The organism is Leisingera sp. ABD4_442 (genome assembly GCF_056160905.1).
The window spans coordinates 1-25,950 of record NZ_JBSWYB010000009.1 but is presented as its reverse complement, the minus strand read 5'-3'; the positions used below and the strand labels follow the sequence as shown (position 1 = coordinate 25,950).

The 25,950-nt window shown below is 62.3% G+C and carries 27 protein-coding genes; 14 read left to right on the top strand and 13 right to left on the bottom strand.

From position 1 onward, the window contains the following. The first annotated feature begins 7 nt into the window (after positions 1–7). Together ACXAHG_RS09440 and ACXAHG_RS09435 are read left to right on the top strand one after the other, a co-directional pair. Positions 8–790, top strand: a complete 783-nt coding sequence (locus tag ACXAHG_RS09440) for a type III pantothenate kinase (RefSeq protein ID WP_475044054.1) — start codon at positions 8–10, stop codon at positions 788–790. Beyond that, positions 787–2,454 (top strand): ribonuclease J, encoded by a 1,668-nt coding sequence (locus tag ACXAHG_RS09435; protein ID WP_475056982.1) that lies wholly within the window; start codon positions 787–789, stop codon positions 2,452–2,454. The genes ACXAHG_RS09440 and ACXAHG_RS09435 overlap by 4 nt, the downstream gene beginning before the upstream one ends. Positions 2,455–2,665: 211 nt before the next feature. Here the strand turns inward: ACXAHG_RS09435 and ACXAHG_RS09430 are convergent, their stop codons facing one another. The 5 genes from ACXAHG_RS09430 to ACXAHG_RS09410 form a co-directional block, all read right to left on the bottom strand. Beyond that, positions 2,666–2,857 (bottom strand): RSP_7527 family protein, encoded by a 192-nt coding sequence (locus tag ACXAHG_RS09430; RefSeq protein ID WP_475056981.1) that lies wholly within the window; start codon positions 2,855–2,857, stop codon positions 2,666–2,668. A 199-nt stretch (positions 2,858–3,056) separates the two neighbouring features. Continuing rightward, positions 3,057–4,448 (bottom strand): DEAD/DEAH box helicase, encoded by a 1,392-nt coding sequence (locus ACXAHG_RS09425; RefSeq protein WP_475056980.1) that lies wholly within the window; start codon positions 4,446–4,448, stop codon positions 3,057–3,059. 182 nt (positions 4,449–4,630) lie between these two features. Then, positions 4,631–5,578 carry a glycosyltransferase family 2 protein gene (locus tag ACXAHG_RS09420; protein ID WP_475056978.1) on the bottom strand — a complete coding sequence of 316 codons (948 nt, stop codon included), beginning with the start codon at positions 5,576–5,578 and terminating at the stop codon, positions 4,631–4,633. Further along, the gene (locus ACXAHG_RS09415) at positions 5,523–6,416 is read right to left on the bottom strand and encodes a hypothetical protein (RefSeq protein ID WP_475056977.1); all 894 of its coding nucleotides are present in this window, start codon (positions 6,414–6,416) and stop codon (positions 5,523–5,525) included. Before ACXAHG_RS09415 ends, ACXAHG_RS09420 begins: the two co-directional genes overlap by 56 nt. Positions 6,417–6,519: 103 nt before the next feature. After that, positions 6,520–8,127, bottom strand: coding sequence for a peptide chain release factor 3 (locus ACXAHG_RS09410; RefSeq protein ID WP_475056976.1), 1,608 nt, complete (start codon positions 8,125–8,127; stop codon positions 6,520–6,522). Positions 8,128–8,392: 265 nt separating this feature from the next. Between ACXAHG_RS09410 and ACXAHG_RS09405 the strand changes: the two genes are divergently transcribed. Further along, on the top strand, positions 8,393–8,758 hold the full coding sequence (locus tag ACXAHG_RS09405) for a BrnA antitoxin family protein (protein ID WP_475056975.1): 366 nt from the start codon (positions 8,393–8,395) through the stop codon (positions 8,756–8,758). Then, on the top strand, positions 8,755–8,967 hold the full coding sequence (locus ACXAHG_RS09400) for a hypothetical protein (RefSeq protein WP_475056973.1): 213 nt from the start codon (positions 8,755–8,757) through the stop codon (positions 8,965–8,967). Before ACXAHG_RS09405 ends, ACXAHG_RS09400 begins: the two co-directional genes overlap by 4 nt. A gap of 19 nt (positions 8,968–8,986) precedes the next feature. Here ACXAHG_RS09400 and ACXAHG_RS09395 read toward each other — a convergent pair whose 3' ends face one another. From ACXAHG_RS09395 to ACXAHG_RS09385, 3 genes are all read right to left on the bottom strand, one after another. Next, positions 8,987–9,493, bottom strand: coding sequence for a hypothetical protein (locus ACXAHG_RS09395; RefSeq protein ID WP_475056972.1), 507 nt, complete (start codon positions 9,491–9,493; stop codon positions 8,987–8,989). Beyond that, on the bottom strand, positions 9,490–10,422 hold the full coding sequence (locus tag ACXAHG_RS09390; protein WP_475056971.1) for a hypothetical protein: 933 nt from the start codon (positions 10,420–10,422) through the stop codon (positions 9,490–9,492). Before ACXAHG_RS09390 ends, ACXAHG_RS09395 begins: the two co-directional genes overlap by 4 nt. A gap of 99 nt (positions 10,423–10,521) precedes the next feature. Beyond that, entirely contained in the window at positions 10,522–11,547 is a 1,026-nt protein-coding gene (locus ACXAHG_RS09385) for a Hint domain-containing protein (protein WP_475056970.1), read from the bottom strand. 202 nt (positions 11,548–11,749) lie between these two features. On the opposite strand from ACXAHG_RS09385, the gene ACXAHG_RS09380 reads away from it, so the two are divergent. From ACXAHG_RS09380 to ACXAHG_RS09360, 5 genes are all read left to right on the top strand, one after another. After that, positions 11,750–12,529: an SDR family oxidoreductase gene (locus ACXAHG_RS09380; protein WP_475056969.1), complete on the top strand. Its 780-nt coding sequence runs from the start codon at positions 11,750–11,752 to the stop codon at positions 12,527–12,529. Positions 12,530–12,539: 10 nt separating this feature from the next. Then, on the top strand, positions 12,540–13,661 hold the full coding sequence (locus ACXAHG_RS09375; RefSeq protein WP_475056968.1) for a hypothetical protein: 1,122 nt from the start codon (positions 12,540–12,542) through the stop codon (positions 13,659–13,661). A 252-nt stretch (positions 13,662–13,913) separates the two neighbouring features. Further along, positions 13,914–14,963 (top strand): methyltransferase domain-containing protein, encoded by a 1,050-nt coding sequence (locus ACXAHG_RS09370; RefSeq protein ID WP_475056967.1) that lies wholly within the window; start codon positions 13,914–13,916, stop codon positions 14,961–14,963. Positions 14,964–15,172: 209 nt separating this feature from the next. Further along, on the top strand, positions 15,173–16,279 hold the full coding sequence (locus tag ACXAHG_RS09365) for an ABC transporter ATP-binding protein (RefSeq protein WP_475056966.1): 1,107 nt from the start codon (positions 15,173–15,175) through the stop codon (positions 16,277–16,279). 42 nt (positions 16,280–16,321) lie between these two features. After that, a complete protein-coding gene (locus ACXAHG_RS09360; protein ID WP_475056964.1) occupies positions 16,322–17,173 on the top strand; it encodes a GNAT family N-acetyltransferase in 852 nt (283 codons plus the stop codon). A 63-nt stretch (positions 17,174–17,236) separates the two neighbouring features. On the opposite strand, the gene ACXAHG_RS09355 is transcribed toward ACXAHG_RS09360, so the two are convergent. Continuing rightward, positions 17,237–17,911, bottom strand: coding sequence for a helix-turn-helix transcriptional regulator (locus tag ACXAHG_RS09355; protein ID WP_475056963.1), 675 nt, complete (start codon positions 17,909–17,911; stop codon positions 17,237–17,239). An 81-nt stretch (positions 17,912–17,992) separates the two neighbouring features. Next, positions 17,993–18,301 (bottom strand): hypothetical protein, encoded by a 309-nt coding sequence (locus ACXAHG_RS09350; RefSeq protein ID WP_475056962.1) that lies wholly within the window; start codon positions 18,299–18,301, stop codon positions 17,993–17,995. A gap of 225 nt (positions 18,302–18,526) precedes the next feature. Between ACXAHG_RS09350 and ACXAHG_RS09345 the strand changes: the two genes are divergently transcribed. From ACXAHG_RS09345 to ACXAHG_RS09325, 5 genes are all read left to right on the top strand, one after another. Continuing rightward, on the top strand, positions 18,527–18,742 hold the full coding sequence (locus ACXAHG_RS09345) for a twin-arginine translocase TatA/TatE family subunit (protein ID WP_475044025.1): 216 nt from the start codon (positions 18,527–18,529) through the stop codon (positions 18,740–18,742). A 6-nt stretch (positions 18,743–18,748) separates the two neighbouring features. Then, entirely contained in the window at positions 18,749–19,228 is a 480-nt protein-coding gene (gene tatB / locus ACXAHG_RS09340) for a Sec-independent protein translocase protein TatB (protein ID WP_475056960.1), read from the top strand. After that, positions 19,225–20,127 carry a twin-arginine translocase subunit TatC gene (gene tatC, locus ACXAHG_RS09335; RefSeq protein WP_475056959.1) on the top strand — a complete coding sequence of 301 codons (903 nt, stop codon included), beginning with the start codon at positions 19,225–19,227 and terminating at the stop codon, positions 20,125–20,127. Before tatB ends, tatC begins: the two co-directional genes overlap by 4 nt. Positions 20,128–20,240: 113 nt before the next feature. Beyond that, complete coding sequence (locus tag ACXAHG_RS09330; RefSeq protein ID WP_475056958.1) at positions 20,241–21,617, top strand: HEPN domain-containing protein; 1,377 nt, start codon at positions 20,241–20,243, stop codon at positions 21,615–21,617. Positions 21,618–21,707: 90 nt separating this feature from the next. Continuing rightward, entirely contained in the window at positions 21,708–22,550 is an 843-nt protein-coding gene (locus ACXAHG_RS09325; RefSeq protein WP_475056957.1) for an ATP-binding protein, read from the top strand. A gap of 199 nt (positions 22,551–22,749) precedes the next feature. On the opposite strand, the gene ACXAHG_RS09320 is transcribed toward ACXAHG_RS09325, so the two are convergent. From ACXAHG_RS09320 to surE, 3 genes are all read right to left on the bottom strand, one after another. Further along, a complete protein-coding gene (locus tag ACXAHG_RS09320; protein ID WP_475056955.1) occupies positions 22,750–24,000 on the bottom strand; it encodes a peptidoglycan DD-metalloendopeptidase family protein in 1,251 nt (416 codons plus the stop codon). A gap of 159 nt (positions 24,001–24,159) precedes the next feature. Then, positions 24,160–24,807: a protein-L-isoaspartate(D-aspartate) O-methyltransferase gene (locus ACXAHG_RS09315; protein ID WP_475056954.1), complete on the bottom strand. Its 648-nt coding sequence runs from the start codon at positions 24,805–24,807 to the stop codon at positions 24,160–24,162. Next, positions 24,804–25,598: a 5'/3'-nucleotidase SurE gene (gene surE, locus ACXAHG_RS09310; RefSeq protein WP_475044013.1), complete on the bottom strand. Its 795-nt coding sequence runs from the start codon at positions 25,596–25,598 to the stop codon at positions 24,804–24,806. The genes ACXAHG_RS09315 and surE overlap by 4 nt, the downstream gene beginning before the upstream one ends. Positions 25,599–25,950 lie beyond the last annotated feature (352 nt).

Sequence of the window (25,950 nt, the reverse complement as noted above, 5' to 3'; positions counted from 1 at the left end):
GGCAGCAATGCTTCTGGCAGTTGATTGCGGCAATACCAATACGGTCTTCTCGATCTATGACGGCGAGAAGTTCATCGGCATGTGGCGCACCGCCACTGAATGGCAGCGCACCGCCGATCAGTATTACGTCTGGCTCAACACGCTGATGCGGCTGCAGGGGATCGAAGCGGATATCACCGATATGATCATCTCCTCCACCGTGCCGCGGGTGGTGTTCAACCTGCGTGTGCTGGCGGACCGCTATTTCAACACGCGGCCTTTGGTGGTTGGCAAACCCGAATGCCTGCTGCCCGTCGCGGTGAGGGTGGACGAAGGCACCGCCGTCGGCCCCGACCGGCTGGTCAACACGGTTTCGGGGTTTGACACCTATGGCGGCAATCTGATCGTGGTGGATTTTGGCACCGCCACAACATTCGACGTGGTGGCAGAGGACGGTGCCTATGTCGGCGGGGTGATCGCGCCCGGCGTGAACCTCAGCTTGGAAGCCCTGCATCAGGCCGCTGCCGCGCTGCCCCATGTGGACATTTCCAAGCCGCAGAACGTGATCGGCACCAATACCGTCGCCTGTATGCAATCCGGCGTGTTCTGGGGCTATGTCGGCCTCGTGCGCGAGATTTGCGACCGCATCAAGGCGGAACGCGCGGTGCCGATGAAAGTAATCTCAACCGGCGGGCTGGCGCCATTGTTCCAGCAATCTGCCGATCTGTTTGACGCATATGAGGATGATCTCACCATGCATGGGCTGCAGATCATCCATAAATACAACAAGGAAAACGGTACTGACGCATGAGCAGTGATAGATTGATCTACCTGCCCCTGGGCGGGGCGGGTGAAATTGGCATGAACGCCTATGTCTACGGCTATGGCCCGCAGGGCAAGGAACGGCTGGTCCTGGTGGATCTGGGCGTGACCTTCCCGGACATGGACACCACCCCGGGTGTAGACCTGATCATGCCCGACATCACCTGGCTGAAGGAGCGCGCCGACCGGTTGGAAGGCATCTTCATCACCCACGGGCATGAGGACCACATCGGCGCCATTGCCCACCTTTACGCGTATCTGAACGTGCCGGTCTACGCCCGCGCCTTCACCGCCAACCTGGCGCGCCGCAAGATGGAGGAGGCCGGCCACAATCCGGCCAATGTGCACACCGTCGCAGCCTGGCCGGAAACAACCAAGCTCGGGCCCTTCACCATCGGTGTTGCCCCGATGAGCCACTCGATCCCCGAAAGCGGCGCGCTGGTGATCGACAGCCCGGCTGGCCGCGTTGTGCACACCGGCGACTTCAAGCTGGACGCAAACCCCCTGGTCGGTGAACCCTTCGACCCGGAAATGTGGGCGGAGATCGCAAAGGACGGAATTCAGGCGCTGGTCTGCGATTCCACCAATGTGTTCTCGCAGCATCCGGGCCGCTCGGAATCCGAGCTGCCGGAGGAGATCACCAAGCTGTTCTCCGAGGCCAAGGGCCTGGTCGCTGCCACCACATTTGCCTCCAACGTCGCACGGGTGAAAACCCTGGCAGAGGCCGGTGTGAAGGCCGGCCGCTCCGTGGTCCTTTTGGGCCGCGCCATGCGCCGGATGATCGAGGCGGCAGTGGAAACTGGCGTGCTGGTGGACTTCCCCAAGGTGATCAGCCCGGAAGACGCCAATAATGTGCCGCGCGACAACCTGATGCTGATCACCACCGGCAGCCAGGGCGAGCGCCGCGCCGCCACCGCGCAGCTGGCGCGCGGCAAGTACCGCGGTCTGGAGCTGAAGGAGGGCGATCTGTTCCTGTTCTCCTCCAAGACCATCCCGGGTAACGAAAAGGGCGTCATCCGCATCATCAACCAGTTTTCCGAAATGGGCGTTGATGTGGTCGATGACAGCTCCGGCCTCTACCATGTCTCTGGCCACGCTAACGGCCCGGACCTGGAGGTTGTTCACAACCTGCTGAAGCCCAAGATGCTGATTCCGATGCACGGTGAGCACCGCCACCTGCGCCAGCACGCCCGCCTGGGCGAGGAAAAGGGCATCGCCAGCGCAGTTGTGGTGAACGGCATGATGATGGACCTGACCGGCGACGCGCCCAAGGTGACCGAATGGATTGAGACCGGCCGCACCTATCTGGACGGCTCAGTCAAATACGGCGCGCTGGACGGCATCGTGCGCGACCGCATCCGCATGGCGCTGAACGGCCATGTGCTGGTGACGGTGATCCTGGACGAGGAAGACGAGCCGCTGGGTGAGCCTTGGTGCGATCTTAAAGGCCTGGCCGAGACCGGGACCTCCAATGCCGCGCTGGTCGAGGTGCTGGAGGAGGACCTGAATCAGTTCCTGATGCGGGCAGGCGCGAAAACCTTGCGCGACGATGACAAGCTGGAACAGGAACTGCGCCGCATCACCCGCCAGACCGCGCAGGCCGAAATCGGCAAGAAGCCCGAAGTGACGGTGGTGGTCAGCCGTATGCGCTGATCCTGCCGCGGGGAAAGGGCAGGGCGGTTCTCCCGCCCGGCCCAAGCCGCCTCAGAGATGCGGCAGGCCCCATTGTGCCTTGCGCCATGGTGCCTGACGGACCCGCGGTACGGGCACGGCCCCCCCTGTCTGAAAATTGAAAACGCCGCGGCCCGTTCGGGCGCGCGGCGTTTTCAATTCAATGGCGGCTCCACCAGGCGCGGTGGATGTTTCAGCCGTGCAGCGGGCGGGCGCAGCTGGGGCAGGAAACCACTTTGCGCGGGGCGCTGAACAGGGCGCGGAACAGGCGGCGCATGACATTGGCAAAGGCTTCCGCGCGCAGCTCATGGGCGCGGGCCTCAATGGCCTGGAATTGGGAGATGCTCAGGGTCTTGGTGTCGGTGGTGTTCATGGCGTGGCCCATCTTCAATGGCGCGTTTCAGTGTTGAAGATGCATTACGCCGCTTTTCGCAGAATTACGCCGGCCAAGATCGAAGACCCGATATGCTGCAGCTGCAAAGGTCGCCATGCTGCAGGTGCAAGGGCTGGCAACGGCCTGGCCGCTGTGGCAATGAAAAAGGCCGCCCCGGCGGGAGCGGCCTTGTATGCTAAGTTCTGCAGGATCAGCTTGCGCGGCGTTCGGCGAAGCTGAGCGCGATGAAGCTGGGCAGATGATCGCCCATGCCGACCACAACCTTGTCGTCGCGCTTGCCGTATTTCCCGCGGCCGCCGGAGGAGCGCTCGCGCTCCGGCTTTTGCGCCGGCTTTTCGTCCCGGCGGCTGCTGCGGGGCTCGTCCTTGCGCGGCTCGCGGGCTTCGACTTCCGGCTTGGCCGAACGGGTCGGCTTTTCTTTCTTGGGCTCCGGCTTGACCGGGTTTTCCAGCCGCGGAATTTCCTTCTGGATCAGGCCTTCCACTGCGGCCAGCGCCTTGTCGTCGCGCGGGATGCAGATGGTGATTGCCTTGCCTTCGCGGCCTGCTCGGCCGGTGCGGCCGATACGGTGGACGTAGTCCTCGGCGTGGCCAGGCACGTCGAAGTTGAACACATGGCTGACGCTGGGGACGTCCAGGCCGCGCGCAGCAACGTCGGAGGCCACCAGGATGCGCAAGGATCCCTCGCGGAAGGCATCCAGCGTTTTGGTGCGCTGGCTCTGGTCCAGATCACCATGGATTGCTGCCGCGTCATAGCCGTATTTCTTGAGCGATTTCGCGCAAATATCCACATCCGTCTTGCGGTTGCAGAAGATGATGCCGTTGGTCAGCTTGTCGCCCTCAGCGTCGATCAGCGCCCGCAGAACCTTGCGCTTTTCGCTGCCCTCGCGGTCGCGGCGCGAGGCCTTGAACTGCACCACGGCCTGCTCGATGGTCTCCGACGCGGTGGCCTGGCGGGCCACTTCGATGCGGGCCGGACCCGACAGGAAGGTGTTGGTGATCCGCTCGATCTCAGGCGCCATGGTGGCAGAGAAGAACAGGGTCTGGCGGGTGAACGGCGTCAGCGAGAAGATGCGTTCGATATCCGGGATGAAACCCATGTCGAGCATCCGGTCGGCCTCGTCCACCACCATGATCTGCACGCCGGTGAGCAACAGCTTGCCGCGCTCGAAATGGTCCAGAAGGCGGCCGGGCGTTGCGATCAGAACGTCGACGCCCTTGTCGATCAGCGCGTCCTGCTCCTTAAACGAGACGCCGCCGATCAGCAGCGCCTTGGTGAGCTTCACGTGCTTGGCATAGGTGTCGAAGTTTTCCGCTACCTGGGCGGCCAGCTCGCGGGTGGGGCACAGCACCAGGCTGCGCGGCATCCGGGCGCGGGCACGGCCGCGCGCCAGAAGCGTGATCATCGGCAGCGTGAACGACGCGGTCTTGCCGGTGCCTGTCTGGGCGATTCCCAAGACGTCACGCCCTTCCAGCGCGGGCGGAATAGCCCCTGCCTGAATCGGGGTGGGGCTTTCATAGCCGGCTTCATCAACTGCTTTGAGGACCTTGGGATTAAGGTTCAGATCGGTGAATTTTGTCATATGCATCCGTCATTGCGGACACTGACCTGGCCCGCGCGTGTATGTTGCAGCCGGTTCCGCAAAGGTCATGCGGCGTGGCAGCTTCCGGCTCGAGGCGGGGCATAGCAAAATACCTTGCGAAGGTCAATTAACGCCGGATTTTGCAGGATTTTCGTTGCTAGGATCGGCAAAATGGAAACAATTCAGCCGAAACCGGGGAAGTGTTTTCTCCGTTTCTCCTCCAGGCCGAGGGGGCGAATCCTCAAAAGCCCCTCCTGCTGCAAATTCCGGTAGACATCCGGATCCCTGGCGCTCACCTCATCAAAGAAGGCGCGCAGGCCCTGGGGGCCATGCTCCTCTTCGATCATGGAGATCAGCTCATGGGCGCTGAGCCCGCCTGCAAGCCTGGCAAAGCCCGGGGCCAGGCCGGGCCGGTAGGAGCCGCGTTCAAGGCGGAACCTGTAAACCGATTGCCAGTGATCCCAGCTGAAGGCGTGGCAATGGCACAGGTCCGCTTGCTTCAGCTCGCAGGCGGCTGAGACTTTCTGGCCGTTCTGGTACATGTTGTGGATGCGCAGCTGAACGTTTTCCTGGCCTGTGCGGGCGAAAATCTTGCCTGCGGTATGGCTCAGGAAGCCGCCTTTGAGGAAAACCCCATAGGCCGGATAGATATTGCGCACCGCTGCTTCGCGTTCGCTGGTGTCGGGCAGCATCGCCTTGAATTCCCCGTCCCGTCCGGCCAGGGCCTCAACCGGGCGGATCCGGGCGCTCAGGGTTTCCTGGGGCAGTTCCGCCAGCAATCGGGGCAGGGGCGCAAGCGGCCAAAGAAACTCATCGACGTCGATATGGGCAATCCAGTCCGTCTGGATCCGTTCATAGGCGTGGGTCGCGTTTTGCGTCTGCCGGACCTGATGCTTGACCGGGCGCTTCAATTTGCGCCGCTTCCAATAGGTTGCGTCACAGACCGTGACCCGCACCTTGGGGTGCGGTTTCAGATGCGCATAGGCGTCCGGGTTCGGCTCATCCAGATAGATGTGCAGCCGGTGCGCGCCCAGGTCCAGATGGTAGGCGGCAAAATTCAAGATGTCCTTGGCGTCAGCCTTGATTGTGCTGACGATGCCCCAAGCCGGATCTGATTTTGCCGTTTCCAACGGGCTGGACCTTCCTTGGGTGTTTGAGCTTTTGCGTTCTGGCAAAGATTGATCGGTGATCGCAGATGAGCCTGGACAGCAGCTGCGCGCCCAATGGTTCAATCACAGGATCGGAATTTGCAAGTTTGTTCAGCCGTGAAAGAATTGAAAAGTCCAAATCCCCATACTCGAAGGAGTAAGGAGACAGATCAAATGCCAAAGGATAGCGGTCCTCCATCGCATTAAAGCGGAAGGCAACCGAATTCGGGCATCCAGACAGGCGCCGTTCACTGTCGTGAAGTTTGATCAGGTCAAAGACCAGCGCAAAGGCTTGCCCTGCCAGCCGTTGCTCAACTGTCTCGCCAGCATCGGAAAAACTGGTCGCGGCAGAGATCAGCCATCTGGTCTCCAGCTGCGAAGCAAGGAAGCGGCCTTCTTCCCGCCACATCCGCAGAAACAGCCGCCGGTATCTTGGCGGGCAGCCGCGGCGCCGGAGCAGGGCGCACACCAGCGCGTGCAGGGCAAGCAGCTCTGATTTGCCGCCGAACTCGGCGCAGAGTTCCTTGTATTTCTTGCGGGCATCGTTGGTATGCCCCGGTTTCGGAGGCATTTCCGGGCCGGGCAGCTGGCGGGCTTTCACCTTTTGCAGGTTCAGCCTGATGTCGGGGATCACTTTTTTCGCGTGGCGGTAAGGATTTTCCCGGCGATCGAAATAAGCATCAATCTGCGCCAGCCCGCCGGGGACAATTGGCTCTCCCGGCACGACCGGGTCGAACCGTCCGAACAGGAGTTTCTGTCTAAGACTTTGAACGGCAGAATTTCGAATAAGACGGCGCAACGGCCGCAAAAGGCTTGGCATCAAACGTCACCTGGTCAAACAAAAGTAAAGCAAATTCAACTTCACCCTTAAAATCACCGGGGAAGCTGGAACGGCCCGGCAGAACTGCCGCCGGGCCGGATCGTCAGACCATCATTTCCTTGGTCGCGGTCAAGTTCAAGCCCGGATAATCCCGCACCACACGGTCGATGTCCCACTGCAGGCGGGTCAGATAGACGATGTCGCCGTCGTGGTCATGGGCGATGTGCTGCTTGTTGGCATTGATGAACTTGTCCACCGCCGGCTTGTCGCCGCTGACCCAGCGTGCGCTGGTGAACTGGCTGGCCTCAAACCGCACCGGCAGGCCGTATTCCATCTCGATCCGGCTGGCCAGAACCTCGAACTGCAGCTGGCCGACCACACCGACAATGAAGCCGGAGCCGATCGAGGGTTTGAACACCTTGGCGGCACCTTCCTCGGCAAACTGCATCAGCGCCTTTTCCAGGTGCTTGGCCTTCATCGGGTCGCCTGCGCGCACGCCCTGCAGCAGTTCCGGCGCAAAGGACGGGATGCCGGTCACGCGGATCGCCTCGCCCTCGGTCAGCGTATCGCCGATGCGCAGCTGGCCGTGGTTGGGGATGCCGATGATATCCCCGGCCCAGGCTTCCTCTGCCAGCTCCCGGTCGGAGGCCAGGAACAGCACCGGGTTCGAGACCGCCATCGGCTTCTTGGTGCGCACATGGGTCAGCTTCATGCCGCGCTTGAAATGGCCCGAGGCCATGCGCACAAAAGCCACCCGGTCGCGGTGCTTGGGGTCCATGTTGGCCTGCACCTTGAAAACGAAACCGGCGACCTTCTTTTCCTCCGGGCTGACCTGGCGCGGCTCTGCCGACTGGGGCTGCGGCTCGGGGCCGTATGCGCCGATACCGTCCATCAGTTCCTTGACGCCGAAGGAGTTGATCGCCGAGCCGAACCAGATCGGGGTCATGTGGCCCTCAAGCACCGACTGAGGGTCCAGGGCGGGCAGCAGCTCGCGCGCCATCTCGACCTCTTCCAAGAGCTTCTCCAGCAGGTGTTCCGGCACGTGTTCGGCCAGCTTGGGGTCGTCCAAGCCGTTGATTTCAATGCTTTCCGCCACTTTGTTGCGGTCGGCGCGGTCCATCAGTTCCAGCCGGTCGCGCAGCATGTCGTAGCAGCCGATGAAATCGCGGCCCACCCCGATGGGCCAGCTGGCGGGCGTCACGTCAATCGCCAGCATCTCCTGAATTTCGTCAATGATTTCAAAGGTGTCGCGGCTCTCACGGTCCATCTTGTTACAGAAGGTCAAGATCGGCAGATCGCGCAACCGGCAGACCTCGAACAGCTTCTGGGTCTGGCTTTCGACACCTTTGGCGCCGTCGATCACCATCACCGCCGCATCCACCGCCGTCAGCGTGCGGTAGGTGTCCTCGGAGAAATCCGAGTGGCCCGGCGTGTCCACCAGATTAAACCGGAAGCCGCTGAAATCAAACGACATTGCCGAGGCCGAGACAGAGATCCCGCGGTCCTTTTCCATCTGCATGAAGTCCGACCGCGTGCGCCGCGCCTCGCCCTTGGCGCGCACCTGTCCGGCCATCTGAATCGCGCCGCCGTACAGCAGGAACTTTTCAGTCAGCGTGGTCTTGCCGGCGTCCGGGTGCGAGATGATCGCAAAGGTCCGGCGGCGGGCAATTTCGGGCGGCAGTTCGGGGCGGTTGGTGACGGTATCGAGCATGAGCGCGCGTATAGCAGGAATGCCGCAAGAGGCAAGAAAAACGCATGGTGACATGCGTGCACCCCCCGTACACCTCCCGTACACCCCCCCCCCCGTACTCCCCCTGTGCACCCAGGCCCGGGCGCGGCCCTCTGCGGAGGTGTTGCGCGGGCAGCGTACGCACCGCTGGCGCGGAATTAACCGGATTGGGGCAGGCTGGGGATCAGCGCGGGAGTGCCGCCCCGCCCCGCAACCGCCGCAACCGCCGCCGCCAAGGGAGAGGGCAATGCCCAGCAAGCGATATTATGACAATGAAATGCAGCTGGAGCTGGATGGGCTGCAGGAGAACCTGCGCCGCGACTGGCTGGACAAGAGTATTCCGCGCGAATGGGACGGCATGGACAGCTGGGAGCGGCTGGAGAAGCCCAAGACCCGGGTGACGATCCGGCTGGACGCGGACATGGTGAAATGGTTCCGCAAGCTGGGCCCGAACTACAGCCGCCGCATCAACTCGGTGCTGCGGACCTATTGGATGGCGCTGATGGCCGGCTATATCCAGGCCCATGACAAGGACAACACCATCCTGCGCCTCAGCCTCGCCGCGCGCTATCTGGCGGAGGGGAAGAACATGGACGGGACGGAGAAGGAGTGAGGGGAGGGGCCGGATGCGGACATGGGAAAACGGGGCCGCAAGCTGGTCCGGACCATCGCCGCCGCGCCAACGCGGTCCTGTGGATCTACTGGCTGGCGCTGCTGGCGGGGCATATCCAGGCCCATGATAAAGACGACACAATTGCCCGCATCGCCTTGCGCGCCCGGGAGATGCAGCAGGACTTGCGGGAGCGCGGGGTGGGGGAGTGAGGGAGCAGTGGCAACCGGTCTATTGCGGATCCTTCGATGCGCTTCGTTCTTGAAAATACAAGTTGCGTTTTGCAAGTGCTGTCAAGAGGTTGGGAAGGTGCAAGGTGAATAGCAAAGCTACAGATGCTGTGCCCGTAAACACTGCTGCGATTGCGCGCGTAATGTCAGCGCTTGGTGCCTTTTTGAAAGCAACAAGAAACACCAACCCAAGGATGACTGCGAGAAGTGCTGTCCAGGTAAGAAGTTTTTGACGAGCCAGTGTTCTATGATTGTCTGAAGCAAGCTTGTCAGCGATACGTTTTGCGACGATTGGATCGCTGGAAGCTTTTGAAGCAGTGCTGGGGGAAGGTGCTGCCAAAGATGAAACGGCAATTGATAGGCCAAAAATAATACTGAGAGCAGCAATCGTCGCGTTGGCAGCATGTTCGATTGCTTCAGGGTAAGAATACGCAAAGTGCCCAGCCGCTAATGCTAAGGCAGTAACGGTCAGCGAGACAACAAAGTTGGCAATTGTGCCCAGCTTCATTGTAAGTGGCCATTGCGCTTAAGGTGGTCAAAATACTCAAGCATTTGCGCCAGTGCATCCTCTACTTGATAACTTGAGCCACCGTCTTTGAGGACGTCAATTGATTTGGTGAGTTTCAGCTTCCCTTCAGGCCATACTGTGTCGTCATCCAGTACAATGGTGTAGCTATCAACCTGCTCGTCCTCCAAGGTCTTCTCCGCTGAGGTGCTCAGCCACTGGTTTTTATGCTGAATGTCGTAACCGATAGTGGTTTTCCTTGCCTTTCTTGGGTGAATGCTAAGTTGGGCGACCATATCTTCTCGTTCAAAATCCGAAACTTGGGCATTCCGTCCAAAAATGTGTCCTAGCAGGCTATCTGTTTTTGTTTCCAAGCTACCTAAAAGGTTTCCTGCGTCAAATTGAATGGACTTGACGCCACGTTGACGGATTTCTTCAATAGTTAAGCTGTTCGGGGTTTCAACAAATGCTATAGTGCCTGGCGGAACTTTGACCCCACACTTTTCTGCAAATCTACTGATGGTGTCGATCAGCGTTGCTTGCCTTTTTCCCAAGCCACAGGCGATCAAATAGTTGCCCTCTGCAAGGAGGGCGACTTGGTGGTCTAGGAAATCGCTATCCTCGGGGGCGGACACTGGTTTTGTTGAGTAAGCTTCCGATGATGAAGTGTCCTTGATCGTACTCTTCTTTGCACCCTCTTCATATAGACCAAATTGAGCTGCCACGGCCTCGTTTGTACGCGGAAAAGATGGGAACTTGACGGCGATTCTGCCCCAGAAGCCCCGGTCAATCGTATAGTCGCCTGGCTTAAGTCCCTCTCTGATCATGGAAAGAAGCTCAGCAATGTTCCAGCCTAGCGTTTCGTCAATAACCGCGCGATGAACGGATAGTGTGACGCTCTTCTTACTTCTTGCCACTTCAATCTCCAGCAAATGTTCAAGTGCAGGAAAACTGGTACAAAAAAATCCTGAATGCAATCTATAGATGATGCATGGCGCTCTTCAATCTGCCAGGGGGAGCGGCAAACTGCCCTACCGCAGCGACGCCCGCTTCAGCAGCCCCACGGCATCCGGCCGGTCCAGCAGCGACCGGCTCACGTCCAGCCCGTGGGCGCCGGTTTTGTGCGATGCGGGCAGGGGGCCTTGCGGGCCGCCTGGGCGGGCGGTCCAGAAATCCTCGGGCAGCACGGGGCGTGTGACCGGATCGAGGAAAGTGCTCTCAGCTGCGATGCCTTCGGCGTAGATGATGTGGTGGCGGTCGAACAGGATCTGGAAGTAATCGGCAAAGCCGCCGTCCAGCACCACCACGGTGTCGCCGTTCACCAGGTCGCGGGCGCGGACCAGGATCTCGGGGGCGCCGGCGCCGATCTCATCCTTGCGCTGATAGACCATCAGACGGTGGCCGGGGCTGACGATCAGGTCATTGGAATTGTTCAGCGCGCCCTTGCGGATCAGGATCGGGGCCAGGTCGCCAACGGCGCGCAGGGTCGACTGGCCGACCCAGCGCACCTCCTGGATGCCGTCGTCGCGGGTCAGGACGCGGTCGCCCGGGCGCATGTCCTCAATCAAACGCTGGGCGCCGGTGGAGAGCGTGATGCGGGTGCCGCGGGTGAAGGAGACGCAGGCCGATTGCGCCAGCTTGCGCCGGGCGGGCTCGCGCTCAGCCTTGACCAATGTGTAGGGCATCTGCGGCTGCAGGGGCGCCAGCGGCACCAGAAACACGGCGGCGATATAGCCCTCGGTGTCGGCCTCGACCATCACCAGGATTTCGGTGTTGGGGCCGCTGTCGGGCATCAGGGTCAGCAGGCAGTCCAGATGCAGCGCGGCGCCGGCGGTGCCGAGCGCGGTGTCATGGGCGATGCTGAAGCTGCCGTCATGATGGGCGGCGATGCCCAGGCGGCGCGGCGGCTCAGCCACGGCCAGCATGTAGATGTCATCCAGCACCAGGTCTTCGAGCACCCCCAGCGGGTCGCCCATATTGGCGCCGTATTCGACGCGGAACTGCTCGGCCCGGAAGGCCTGAACGGAGGCATGGCTGGCGGTCAATGTCTGGTCCATAGCTGGCGGCGGTCGATTCCATATGTGGGCCAGCGGGGCGGCCCGTCCAATAGAATTGCCGTGAGAATGTGGCGGAAAGGCGGTCGGAAGGCGCTGTTTTTCCGGCGGCTTAACGTTTCGGGCCGGGGGCGGGGGGCTGGCTATCCGGGGCTGGCCGGTGCAAGCTCCGCGCGGACGACAAGATTCCCGAGGGAGGACGACGATGGATCTGGGTATTTCGGGCAAGCGCGCGCTGGTCTGTGCCAGCAGCAAGGGGCTGGGTCTTGGCTGTGCCGAGGCGCTGGCGGAGGCCGGGGTGAACCTGGTGATGAATGCGCGCGGAGCGGAGGCACTGGAGGCGTCTGCGCAGGCGATCCGCGACGCCTATGGTGTCGATGTTGTGACGGTGGCTGCGGATGTGACCAATGAGGAGGGCCAGCAAAAGGTGCTGGATGCGGCTGAGGGCGTGGACATCCTGGTCAACAATGCAGGCGGGCCGCCGCCGGGCATGTGGACCGACTGGGACCGCGCCGATTTCATCAAGGCGCTGGATGCCAACATGCTGACCCCGATTGCGCTGATCAAGGCGCTGGTGCCGGGCATGATGGAGCGCGGCTGGGGCCGGGTGGTCAACATCACCTCGCAATCGGTGAAGGCGCCGATCCCGGTGCTGGGCCTGTCGAACTCGGCGCGTGCGGGCCTCACCGGTTATGTGGCGGGCACCGCGCGGCAGGTGGCGGGCAAGGGCGTGACCATCAACAACATCCTGCCGGGCATTCATGCCACCGACCGGGCCGTCTCGCTGGACACCGGGGTGAGCCAGGCGCAGGGGATCTCGATGGAAGAGGCCAAGGCGCAGCGCTGTGCCAGTATTCCTGCGGGCCGTTACGGCACCCGGGCTGAGTTTGGCGCGACCTGTGCTTTCCTCTGCTCGCAGCACGCAGGCTTTATTGTCGGCCAGAACATCCTGCTGGATGGCGGCGGCGTCAATTCGACGATGTAAGGGGGGCGGCATGGCTTCGGGATTTTCCCTGAAAGATCAGTTGTTCAACCGCGATAAGGTCCGCTATCTGGCGGGCCTTTTTGCTGCGGCTGAGGCTGGATTTGATGCTTCGGAATTTGAAGAACAGGTGATGGCGGAGCTGCCGGCGCTGGAGCTGAAGCAGCGGATCACGCTGATTGCGCAAGTGCTGGCGCGTCATCTGCCGGAGGCTTTGCCGGACGCGGCCCCGGTGCTGCTGAGGGCGCTGCCGCCGCCGCTGGATCCGGGCAGGACGGATGATGATTTCGGTGATTTCATCTTTGCGCCGCTGGGCGAGTATGTCGCCGCGCGGGGCGTTGAGGCGCATTGCGATCTGGCGCTGGACCTGCTGGAGGAGATCACCCAGCGGTTTTCGATGGAATGGGCCATCCGCCCGTTTCTGAACCGCTGGCCGGACGAGGTGCTGGCGCGGATGCAGGACTGGGCCGGGCATTCGAGCTATCACGTGCGCCGCCTGGTCAGCGAGGGCACACGGCCAAGGCTGCCCTGGGGCGAGGCGGTGGGGCTGTCGCTGGATCAACCGCTGCCGCTTTTGGACCGGCTGCACGGTGATGGCACCCGCTATGTCACCCGTTCGGTCGCCAACCATCTGAACGACATTGCCAAGAAGGACCCGGATCTGGTGATGGACCGGCTGGACGGCTGGCACGCCGCCGGGAAACAGCAGCGCAAGGAGCTGGATTGGATAACCTCCCACGCTTTGCGCGGGCTGGTGAAGGCGGGGCATCCGCGGGCGATGGCGATGCTGGGCTATGACCCGGAGCTGGCGCTGGAGGCGCGGATCGAGGTGCCGAAGGCGGTGCGGATCGGCGACGCGCTGGAGCTGTTTTGCAGCCTGGAAGGGGCAGCCGGTGCGCCGGTGCTGGTGGATTATATCCTGCATTTCCAGCGCCCTGGCGGCAAGACTTCGGCCAAGGTGTTCAAGCTGAAACAGGCGAAGATCACCGGCGGCAAGCTGGAGCTGGGCAAGAAGCACAAGCTGAAGGGGGATGCGACCACCTTTAAGCTGGTGCCGGGACCGCACCGGATCGAGCTGATGGTGAACGGCAAGGTGCGGGCCGAGGCGGCGTTTGAGCTGCTGGCTGAGGGGTAGTTCCCAAGCAGTGCAATCTTGCCGGCGCGGAGCAATGAGCTGAGGGCAGCGCCCGACCCTGGGCGGGTGCGAAGCGCCCTCCCGTGGGGAGGGTCGGGCGCTGCCCGGCGTTCCGCCGGGCGGGAGGCCATAGTGTTTCGATGGTTCCCCCACACTCCTTCACAGTTGCGTCAGACCGCCTGCTGCCCCGATTGCCGCACCACCTGCACGCCGCTATCCCATTGGTCCGGAACCACAGGAAAGGCGGCTCTCATGAAACATGAAAACGTGCAGAACTATTACGGCGAGGTGCTGCAGGGCAGCGGCGACCTCCAGACCAACGCCTGCTGCACGCCGGACGACATGCCGGATCATGTGAAGGCGGTGCTGTCGAAAATCCATGACGAGGTGCTGACCCGTTATTACGGCTGCGGCCTGATTGCGCCGGAAGCGCTGGAGGGCGCGCGCATTCTTGATTTGGGCTGCGGTGCGGGGCGCGATGTCTATGCGCTGTCGGCGCTGGTGGGTGAGCATGGCAGGGTCGTGGGGGTCGACATGACTCCGGCGCAGCTGGAAGTGGCGCGGCGCCATCAGGATTATCACGCGGAGGCGTTTGGCTATGCCAAGTCCAACGTGGAATTCCACCACGGCTATATCGAAACGCTGGAGGAGTTGGACCTGGAGCCGGGGTCATTCGACATCATCGTTTCCAACTGCGTGATCAACCTGGCCACCGACAAGGGCGCGGTGCTGCGCGGGGCGCATCATCTGCTGAAAGAGGGCGGGGAGATGTATTTCTCCGACGTCTATGCCGATCGGCGGGTGCCGCAGATGATGGCGGAGGATGAGGTGCTGTACGGCGAATGCCTGTCCGGGGCGCTTTATTGGAACGACTTTTTGTCGATTGCCAAAGAGTTCGGTTTCAAGGACCCGCGGATGGTGACCTCGCGGCTTTTGACCATCGAGAACCCGGTGCTGGAGAAACGTGTGCAGCCGCTGAAGTTCCTGTCGGCCACCTACCGGCTGTTCAAGCTGCCCGCTTTGGAGCCGGCCTGCGAGGATTACGGCCAGGCGGTGATCTACAAGGGCACCATCGAACACGCGCCGCATGTGTTTGCGCTGGATGACCATCATATCATCGAGGCGGGCAAGGTGTTTCCGGTCTGCGGCAACACCTGGATGATGCTGCAGGACAGCCGCCTGGCGCCGCATTTCGAGTTCATCGGCAACTTCGAAACCCACTATGGCATCTTTGCAGGCTGCGGCGGCAATTCTCCCTTCAACGGGCTGGAGCAGGACGGCGCGGCTGCGGGCTGCTGCTGAGGCTGGATTAATGTCCCGCCCGGCCGAGAGGCCGGGCAACGCCCGGGCCTCCTCACGGGAGGGCGCTATCGCTTCCGCCCGCGGACAGGCGCTGCCCAGCCGAGGTTCCCGAGCTGTGCCCTGCAATTCAGACCGCTTGCGGCCCCGCCGCAGGGTTGCTATCCCGGCGTGAACCTAAGCGTTTTCATCGGAAACAGCCCCGAGGCCTCATGAATACTGCCCCAGCCGACATGCTCAGCACCATGGCCCCGCCGCGGTTGGAGATCCGCAACATCAAGCGGTTCTTCGAGGGCCGTGCGGTGGTGGATGATGTCTCCTTGCAGATCCAGGCGGGGCAGGTGACCTGCCTGCTGGGCCCCTCGGGCTGCGGCAAGTCCACCACGCTGCGGATGATTGCCGGGGTGGAGATGCAGGATTCGGGCGAGATCTATGTTGATGGCAAGCTGATCTGCGACACCGTGTTCCGGGTGCCGCCGGAGCGGCGGGAGATCGGGCTGATGTTCCAGGACTTTGCCCTGTTTCCGCATTTGAGCGTGGCGGACAACGTCGGCTTTGGTCTGAAGGGCAGCAGGGACGAGAAACGCGCGCGGGTCGAGGAGCTGCTGAACCGGGTGTCGCTGAAGCGGTTCATCGACGGCTATCCGCATCAGCTGTCGGGCGGCGAGCAGCAGCGGGTGGCGCTGGCGCGTGCGATTGCGCCCAGGCCGCGCATCATGCTGATGGATGAGCCGTTTTCGGGCCTGGATAACCGGCTGCGCGACGGCATCCGCGACGAGACGCTGAGCCTTCTGAAAGAGGAAGACACGGCTGTTCTGCTGGTCACGCATGAGCCGGAAGAGGCGATGCGGATGGCCGATGAGATTGCGCTGATGCGCGGCGGCAGGATCGTGCAGCAGGGGGCGCCCTACAACGTCTATACCCACCCGGTGGACAAGGCGGCGGTTTCCTTCTTCAGCGATGTGAACGTGCTGAAGGCCGAGGTGAACGGCGCCTTGGCGCGGACCGCCTTTGGCGAGTTCCTGGCGCCGGGGAATGCGGACGGCACTGCGGTGGAGATCGTGTTCCGCCCGCAGCATCTGCGCATCGACTTTGACCGCGGCGGCCAGGGGCCGCTGCCGACCCCCAGCGACGGCGTGCCGGCCCGCGCGACTGTTGAGCGCGCGCGCTTTCTGGGCAGCGAGAGCCTGGTGGAATTCCGGATGGATTTTGACGGTTCGGTGCTGAAGGCGACGGTGCCCAATGTGTTCCTGCCGGAAAAGGGCCGGGTGATGTGGCTGACAGTGCGCCGCAACCGCTGTTTTGTCTTTCCTGCCTAGGCGTTAGCGGGCATTCTGCACCCAAGTGAACAGGAGGTGCAGATGCAGGGCAGCTATCAGATCAGGCCGCTGGCAAGCGCGGAAATCCAGACTGCGGCGGACTGGGCCGCGCGCGAGGGCTGGAACCCGGGCCATCAGGATGCCGCCTGCTTTGCCTCTGTTGACAGCCAAGGGTTCTGGGGCGGGTTCCTGGACGGGCAGATGATCGCCTGTATCTCGGTGGTGAACTACGGCAGCAGCTTTGCCTTCCTCGGCTTTTACATCGTGGCGCCGGAGCATCGGGGGCAGGGCTATGGCTATGCGCTGTGGCAAAACGCGCTGGAGCATGCGGGGGGGCGTGTGGTGGGGCTGGACGGTGTGGCGGACCAGCAGGAGAATTACCGCCGCTCGGGCTTTGAGCTGGCGTACCGCAACATCCGATTTGGCGGGGTGCCGTCCGGCGGCCCGGCGGGGGCAGCGGATTTCGAAATTCAGGTTCTGACAGCCCCCACGGCGGAGATGGAAGCGCTGGACGCCCGCGTTTTTCCCGCACCGCGCCGGGCGTTCTGGCAGCAGTGGCTGGGGGCAGAGGGGCATCACTCCTTTGCGGCGTACCGGGACGGAGGCCTGGCAGGGTTTGCCACCCTGCGTCCCTGCGGCAACGGGTATAAAATCGGGCCGCTGGTTGCGCTGTCCTGTCCGGCGGCACAGGCAGTGCTGGCGCGGCTGCTGCAGGAAGTTCCAGAAGGGCAGGAGGTTTTCCTGGATGTGTCAGAACCCCATGCGGAGGCAGTGGAACTGGCGCGGTCCCTGGGGCTGGAGCCGGTGTTTGAGACCGCCCGGATGTACCGCGGGCCGGCGCCGCAGCTGGAGCTGGAGCTGATTTACGGCGTGACCAGTTTCGAGCTGGGGTAGGGGCGCTGCCCCCGCCGCCGCTGGCGGCTCCCCCGGGGTATTTGCAACCAGAAAGAAGCGGTTTCAGGAGCCGTTAGGATCATAGTCCTGCAGGCGCCTGCCGGGTTCGTCCACGAACAATTCGGGCAGGGCTTGCGCGTCTTCGATCAGGTCCACCCGGAACACCCGGAAATCCCCGCGCGTTTCGCACCAGGCCGTGAGGGTCCAGACGCGGCCCCAGTATTCCATGTGCAAGGGGCGGATCCTGCGTTCCGTCAGGGTGCCGTCGATGCGGCGGTAGCTGAGCTGCAGTTTCTGCCGGGCTTTGATGGCGGCCCGCAGCGTGGGCATATGGGCAAGCGCGCGGGCGGCGTCCGAGAACGTGTAGACCGCAAATTTCCAGGCGTCGGCCTCGGCAATGGTCTGCTCTGGCAGCACCGCGTCCACCTTGGCGGCCAGCGACAGGGCGGCGGCCTTCAGATCCGGATCAGCAGCTTCGGCGACGATGGCCATGCCGAGGTTCAGCGCCTCCAGCTCCTCTGGCGTCAGGGTCAGCGGCGGCAGGCTGATCTGTTCGCGCACCATGTAGCCGACGCCGCGCTCGCCCTCCACCGGCACGCCGGAGGCCGCCAGCGTGTCCATGTCGCGGTAAATGGTGCGGGTGGAGACCTCCAGCCGCTCGGCAATGTCCTGGGCGCGGTGCAGCTTGCCGTCGCGCAGGATCTGGATGATTTCGAAAAGGCGGTCGGTGCGGCGCATGGGCCTAGCCTTTGCGCGGGGGAGCGGGGAGGTCAAGGGCTGCGCCTGGCCCTGCTGACCTGAGGGCGCAGCCCGGGGGTGTTACGGCGCCATCTGCCACAGCACCTCTTCATGGCGCATGGCTGCGCTGTCCGGCGCCAGCGCCGCAACAACTTCGGGGGCAAAGTCCTGCTGCATGAAGGTCTGCGCCACTTTCTTGGCCGTTGCCATGTCCTTCCACACCACATAGTCAGTCCATTTGCCGTCTTCGCCCTGGCTCAGCTGGCGGGTGACAAAACCGTCCTGGGCGCGCACGAAGGCTTCGGTGCGCTGCATCAGGGCGGTGAAATCCGCGGGACTCACGCCGTCGGCCAGTTTGAAGGTCACGATTTCGGCGACATGTTTGCTCATCACGTTTCTCCTTTGTTCATGTGATGGGCTGAATTTACCGACCTCCAACTGACATAAACCTGTCAGTTGGATGCGGGCGGGCGGCAAAAACTTCGAAATCCCCCGCTGGCAGGCGCTTTCTGCGCGCGGAGTTGCTTTCGCTCAAAGCCGCGCCCGCGCTAAACCCGTAGCGAACAATGCCACCGGTGCTGCCAATCCGCGCCGGATTACTAAGGAGAGACTCTCATGCTCAACAATATCGGCCTGCCTGGCCTGCTGCTCATCGCCGTTGTGGTTCTGGTCCTGTTCGGCCGCGGCAAGATTTCCTCGCTGATGGGCGAGGTCGGCAAGGGCATCACCTCGTTCAAGAAAGGCATCAACGAAGGCACCAAGGAGCTGGAAGAAGACGCCTCTGCCGAGGCCAAGGACGTCACCCCCGAGACCGAAAAAGACAAGGCCTAAGCCCGGATGTTCGATCTTGGGTGGACCGAGCTGCTGGTCATCGGCGTTGTTGCGCTGATCGTCGTCGGCCCCAAGGACCTGCCGGTGCTGTTCCGCAATGTCGGGCGGTTCGTGGGCAAGGCCAGGGGCATGGCGCGCGAGTTCAGCCGGGCGATGCATGACGCGGCGGATGAGGCCGGGGTGAATGAGGTCGCCAAGGGGCTGAAGGCCGCCAGCAACCCTGTCGGCACCGCCATGGACGGGGTCAAACAGGCGGCGCAGGAGATGGCGACGTCGATCGACCCGACCAAATTCGATCCCGAAAGCGAGACCGGCAAGCTGGCGGCGCAGCGCGCGGCGGATGCCAAGAAGATCCAGGCGTCAACCGCCCGTGCCGCCGCAGAGCGCAAAGCGCGCGAGGCCGAAGAGGCACTGGCCAAGGCCGAGGAATATGAGGCCGCGCTGGCACCTGATGCGGCAAAGACGGAAGATGAGGCCAAGTCATGAGCAAGACGGAAGAGATCGACGACTCAACCGCGCCGCTGATTGAGCATCTGGCCGAGCTGCGGTCGCGGCTCATTCATTCGGTGGTGGCCTTTATCGTCGGCATGGTGATCTGTTTCACCGTGGCGACGCCGGTGTTCAACTTCCTCACCGCGCCCCTGTGCGAGGTGCTGGCCGAAGGCGGCCAGGACTGTGCGCTGATCTTCATCAGCCCGCAGGAAGGCTTCTTTGTCGCGATCAAGATCTCCTTCCTGGGCGGCTTTATCCTGGCGTTTCCCTATATCGGGTTCCAGATGTGGCGGTTTGTGGCGCCGGGGCTGTATAAGAGCGAGAAGGGGGCGTTTCTGCCGTTCCTGGTGGCCTCGCCCTTCATGTTTCTTTTGGGCGCCAGCTTTGCCTTCTATGTGGTCACCCCGCTGGCCTATGACTTCTTCCTGGGCTTCCAGCAGTTCGGGGCCGGCGGCGAGGCGGTCACCGGCGAAGAGGTGAACCAGGGCCTGAGCGTGGTGTTCCAGGGTTCAGCGCAGGAGTATCTGAACCTCACCATCAAGTTCATCGTGGCCTTTGGCCTGTGCTTTCAGCTGCCGGTGCTGCTGACGCTGATGGGCAAGGCCGGGCTGGTTAGCGCCGAGGGTCTGGGGTCGGTCCGCAAATACGCGGTGGTGGCGATCCTGGTGCTGGCGGCACTTGTGACCCCGCCGGATGTGATCACCCAGATTATCCTGTTTGTGGTAGTTTACGGGCTCTATGAAATCTCGATCTTCCTGGTCCGCAGGGTCGAAGCCAAGCGCGAGGCGAAGCTGCGTGCTGAGGGTTACTATGATGATGAAGACGAGATGGAGGCCCATCCCGACGATCCGCTGATGGCCGAGTTCGACGCTGAGGACGGCAAGGGCAAATAGGCCGGAGAGGGTTTGGAAAAGAAAAGCGCGCCCGGGAGGGCGCGTTTTTTTCTCAAAGAATGGGCTTCGGCCGACATCATTTGGTATTTTTTAAAAAATCTCAGGGAGTGGAAATGAGTGAAAAAAGTTCTGGCTCATATACATTGACCATTGATGAAAGCGAAGAAGTCCCATGCTCGTGGACGGGAGTTCTGACTTTCCCTGATGATAACTCAGAAAGTGTCAAGTTTCAGCTCTACAGCTACAACGAATTGTACTCTACGAAACCATTCCGAATGATAGGCGACCATTCAAAGTACGTGGTTCACGGCTGGCTTAACTCATGCCGTCCAGTTACTTTACTTGAGCCTTTCTCAAACTCAACTGGTGGGGGGCAGTTGGCGCAAGGGTATCGAGTTTCGGCGCGCCAATCTGGTTCGGTAAGCGACTTGATTGAAAATGAGCATATCGACGGTGACGACAAAGAAGCAATATTTAAGATTGGGTTTTGGTCTGAAACTCTTACCTTGATTGGTGAACAGCAGTCAAAAAATGAAGGGGCAACGAAGCCACAAGGCTACCCCTTTGAAACATCAATGCTTGAGTCTTCGAGGACTTTGCAGGGCTTGGGAAATTTGGAGTTCAAAATTTCCTACCGGACTGACGAGTTTTCTAGGGAAATTGTAGCCAGGGCTCACACTCGGCTAGTTTGCCCAAGTGGAATTGACGTTTGGGTCGCAAGAAGATGGGCGCGGTTTCATTTGGCATTTGTTGATTTTTTAGGGGGATGTGCCGCAGGGGAGTTCAAAGTTTCAGTGCGTGCAAAGCGGGAAATAGACTCCCCTATGAGAATGGGAGTACATGCAAGGAAGAAATCCGACTATTTGCATGACATATGCATAAAAGTGGGTGAGCCAATAGATGTAATTCCGGAACTGATGGAGCGCGCTTGGAAGAATGAAGACATCAAGAGGCGAATTTTCGTGGTGACAACATTATTGTCAGCCAACTTGGGTGTTATTGAAAGGTTTTCGAGAACAATAGGGTATATTGAAAAGTGGTTGCGCCAAAGGTACTCTGAGAAGGACCATAAAGCGAAGAGACAAAAGTACACGAATGGTATTCGTTCTTACAATGATTTTATGAAAAATGCACCAGAAAGCGTGCAGGATTTTGCTGAGGAGTTTGCATCTCCTAGGTATCCAAAAGAGTTAAGTTTGAAGGATCTGTTAGTGTTAGCCTTCGAAGAATGTGGCCCTCTTGGCCTTGATCGTGACGAAACGCACGCAAAGCAGATTGCAAGGCTTAGGAATCAAATCTCGCATGGAGATGAGCAGTCCGAGGCTGCATGGGTGCGAAGCCTATTGATTTCATCAGATGTTGGATTGGCTATCATCGAGCTTCTGACAGCCAAAGATCTTGGTTTGAACCCGCCGATGGAGTTCAAGCCGCGGATAGATCGTCTAGGGTATCAGGAAGGAATTTATAAATCCCAGCGTAGTGGATTGTGAGCTTGATGGTTTCCAAGCTCGGCCCAGCCCCCTTGCCGGCCTCTCCCGAACATGCTTTGAAATCCGTCAGCTAACCGACGGAGGCACCCTATGGACCAGATCGCATTGACCCGCATTGCCGAGGCGCTGGAGCGGATGTCTCCGGCGCCTTTGGAGACGCCCGATTTCGATGCGGCCTCTGCCTTTGTCTGGCATGTGGGGCCGGAGCGGCTGGAGCCGGTGGAGAGCGTCAACCGGGTTGATCTGGAGCTGCTGGTGGGCATCAACCGCGCGCGCGATACGCTGCTGGAGAACACCCGCCGTTTTGCGCAGGGCTTTGCCGCCAACAACGCGCTGTTGTGGGGCGCGCGGGGGATGGGGAAGTCGAGCCTGGTGAAGGCCGTGCATGGCGCGCTGGTTGGGGATCACCCGCAGCTGAAACTGGTGGAGCTGCAGCGCGAGGATCTGCCTTCGGTGGCGCGGCTGCTGGGGCACCTGCGCGGCTCGGCGCACCGCTTCATCCTGTTCTGCGACGACCTGTCGTTCAGCCATGATGACCAGCACTACAAGAGCCTAAAGGCGGTGCTGGACGGCGGGATCGAGGGGCGGCCGGAGAATGTGGTGTTCTATGCCACCTCCAACCGCCGCCACCTGATGCCGCGGGACATGATCGAGAACGAACGCTCCAGCGCCATTAACCCGTCGGAAGCGGTGGAGGAGAAAGTGTCTCTGTCCGACCGGTTCGGGCTGTGGCTGGGCTTCCACCCCTGCGATCAGGATGAGTATCTGGCGATGATCGAGGGCTATTGCGCGGCTTACGGCGTCGAGGTGGCGGCGGAGGATCTGCGCGCCGAAGCGGTTGAGTGGCAGGCGACACGCGGCGCGCGCTCAGGCCGGGTGGCCTGGCAGTTCTTCACCGATCTGGCCGGGCGGCACGGGGTGGCGTTGCGCTGAAATAGCAGCGCCGCCTGGCCGGGCTGCAGGTGGTGGCAGGGGGGGGCGCTGCCCCCGCCGCCTGCGGCGGCTCCCCCGGAGTGTTTCTGACCAGAAAGAAGCCCGAAGCACGGCACTGGGCAGCCGGGCCTGCAATGAAGCCCGGGGACGGGCGGCGGCTGCGGCCAGGGTTCAGCCTGCCAGCTGCCTGCTGCCGCCGTCAGTTCAAGTAGCTCAGCGGGTCGATGCTTTCGAAGCCGTCGCGCACTTCGAAATGCACATAGGCGTCGTCGCCCTCGCGCAGGGAGGCGATGCGCTGGCCGCGCACCACGCTTTCGCCCTTTTTCACGGTGATATTGCCGACGTTCTGATAGACGGTCAGCAATTTCTGGCTGTGGCGGATCACCACGATCGGCACATTGTTGGAATCCTTGGTGATCGCGGCCACGGTGCCCGCCTCGGCGGCATTGACCGGCGCGCCGGGCGCCGCGGCGATGTCGATGCCGTCGTTGCGCCCCTTGGCGTAGGTTTTGATGATCTTGCCTTGCACCGGATAGGCCATTGCCGCGCTGCTGGCGCGGGTTGGTTCCGGCAGCTCCGGCTTGGGCAGGGTCTCAGCCGCGGGCTTGACGGCTGCAGGTTCCACCTTCTCCTCCGGAAGCGGCTGGCTGGCGCTGGGCGGCACCGGCGTTGCGGTGCCTTCGCCCGGTTCCGTCACCTCTGCCGCAACGGCGGCCGGAGCCAGCTCTGCCGCCGGTTCCTCTTTCAGCGGGATCAGCAGGAACTGGCCTTCACGCACCGCAAAATCGCTGCCCAGCCCGTTCCATTCCGCCAGCGATTTCACCGGCACCTGGTAGAGCCTAGAGATGGTATAGGCGGTCTCGCCGCGCTTCACCTTGTGGCGCACCGGCTCCGGTCCGTCCTGCACCACCGCAGGTTTCGGCTTGGGCGCAGGCTGGATCGCGGTTGTGGTGACAGAGCCGGGATTCGGAGAGGTCAGCGGCGCGGTGTCGATGGCCTGGCCCGCCAGGGTGGCAATATCGACCGAACCCGGCGTGGCGGTGCCGGAACCCGGCAGGCTGTCAGGCGCCCGCCGCGGCAGCGCAAGAACTTCGCCCTGGCGCATCTTGTCGCCGGTCTCCATCCCGTTGAAGCGGGCGACCTCTTGCGGCGGCAGGCCGATGCGGGCGGCAACATCCGACACGGTATCGCCGCGCTGTGCCACGGCCACCTGGTAGGACGGGTAAGTGATCAGCCCGCGGCTGTCGGGGGAGGGGCGGCTGGATGTGGCCGACTGGGCCGCGCCGGCGGTGTTGAAGGCGCCCAGCTGGCCGCGCAGGTCATAATCCAGCGGGCCCTGGCAGGCGGCCAGCACCCCGGCCAGCGGCAGCAGGGCCAGCAGCCGGGCCCGGGGCAGGCTGAAGCGGGTCAGCCCGCGGGATGCGGTCCGGGCGGGGGGGATCCGGGTCATCTTGCTCTCCTCAAAACACAGTTCCCCTTTTTCGCGGGGATTCTCTCGCGTCAATCACTATAGCCGATGCCGCCGGGGCGGCGGCTGAAATCCGCCGGTAACTTAGTCCCGGCTGGCGCGGATTTCAAATGCCAGCGGCAGGTTCGCAGGCAAGCGGCCCTAGCTGTCCTTGCCCAGCCCCTCCAGCAGCGGCACGAAACGCACCGGGCGCAGTTCGTCATAGTCGAGCCCGTGCTCTGTCTTGCGGACCCGGATCAGGGTTTGCACATGGTCGGACTGGCCCACCGGCAGCACCATGATGCCGCCCACCTTGAGCTGCGCCAGGAGCGGTCCGGGCGGGTCTTCGGCGGCCGCCGTCACGATGATGCGGTCAAAGGGGGCCTGCTCGGTCAGCCCGTGGCTGCCGTCGCCCACCAGCGAGGTCACATTGGCCAGCTGCAGCTGCTCAAACACCGCCCGCGCCTCGCGCACCAGGCGGGCGTGGCGGTCGATGGTATAGACCCGGCGCGCCAGTTTCGACAGGATCGCAGCCTGGTAGCCGGAGCCGGTGCCGATCTCCAGCACCGTGTCGCGCGGGTTGACCTGCAGCGCCTGGGTCATCATGCCCACCACCGAGGGCTGGGAAATGGTCTGTCCGCAGGCAATCGGCAGCGGCACGTCCTCATAGGCGCGTTCCGCGAAGATGCCGCGCACGAACAGCCCGCGGTCGATCTCTTCGACCGCTTCCAGCACCTTTTGGTCCGTGACCCCGCGCGAGCGCACGGAGTAGACGAACTGCATCTTGGTTTCCGGATCGGGTCCGCTCATACGCCGGAGCTTTCAATCGCCTTCAATGCCTCCATCGCGTCCCGCGCGGTCAGATCGGCGCGCATCGGGGTGACGGAGATATAGCCATCCAGGTTGACCGCCGCGTCGGAGCCGGGGGCGGTTTCCACATGCTGGTTGCCGCCGCGGATCCACAGGTAGCGGCGCCCGGTGGGCGACAGCTGCTCCTCAGCCGAGAAATGGCTGCCGCGGCGGAAACCCTGCGGCGCAACCCGCGCACCCTTCACATCCGCGGCCGGCACCGGCGGGAAGTTGATGTTGTAAAACAGCCGGTAGTCCTGGCCGTCCTGCGGCTGCGCCGCCAGGATCTTTTTAACCAGGGCAGCGCCATGCACGGCGGAGGCCTCGAACGGATTATCTGTCTCGCGGTTGGCGGGGCCGTAATACTGCGATAGCGCCATTGCCGGGATGCCCTGCAGCGCCGCCTCCATCGCGCCGCCGAGGGTGCCGGAATAGAGCGCGTTTTCGGCAGAGTTGTTACCGCGGTTCACCCCTGACAGCACCAGATCCGGTTTTTGATCATGCATCGCCACATGGATGCCCGCCAGCACGCAGTCGGCAGGGGAGCCTTCGGCGGCAAAGCGGCGCGCGCCCAGCTGGCTGAGCATGGTGGGGCGGGTGTAGCTGATGCAATGGCCGACGCCGGATTGCTCAAACGCGGGCGCCACAGTCCAGACCTCGCCGTCCGGGCCTGCGACCTCATGGGCGATGGTCTCCAGAACCTTCAGCCCTTCGGCGCTGATGCCGTCGTCATTGGTGATCAGAATGCGCATGAAAAGCCTGCCTGCCGTGGTCAACCGGGTTTTCGATTGAATAGGACCTGTACCGGAATGGGGCAAGGGTTTCGCAGCCAGAAGCAGCATCCGCGGCAAAGCGGGGCAGGGAGGCAACAGGCAGGGCGGCCCGGGTAAGGGGGCCCGGGTAAGGGGGGCAGTCTCCCGCGCCTATGGCCTGCATCAAAGATGCCGTCCATAGCCTTGGGCCGGGGGGCGCGCGGGGGGGGGGGGCGGGAACGTGTTTTGGGGGTTGATCTGACAAGATCAGCGGAAGCAAGAATGCGGCCTCATCCTCGATCTGGGGCCACGCCCCCCGGGCCCCTCCCCGGTGGAAACAGGCACGCAAGGA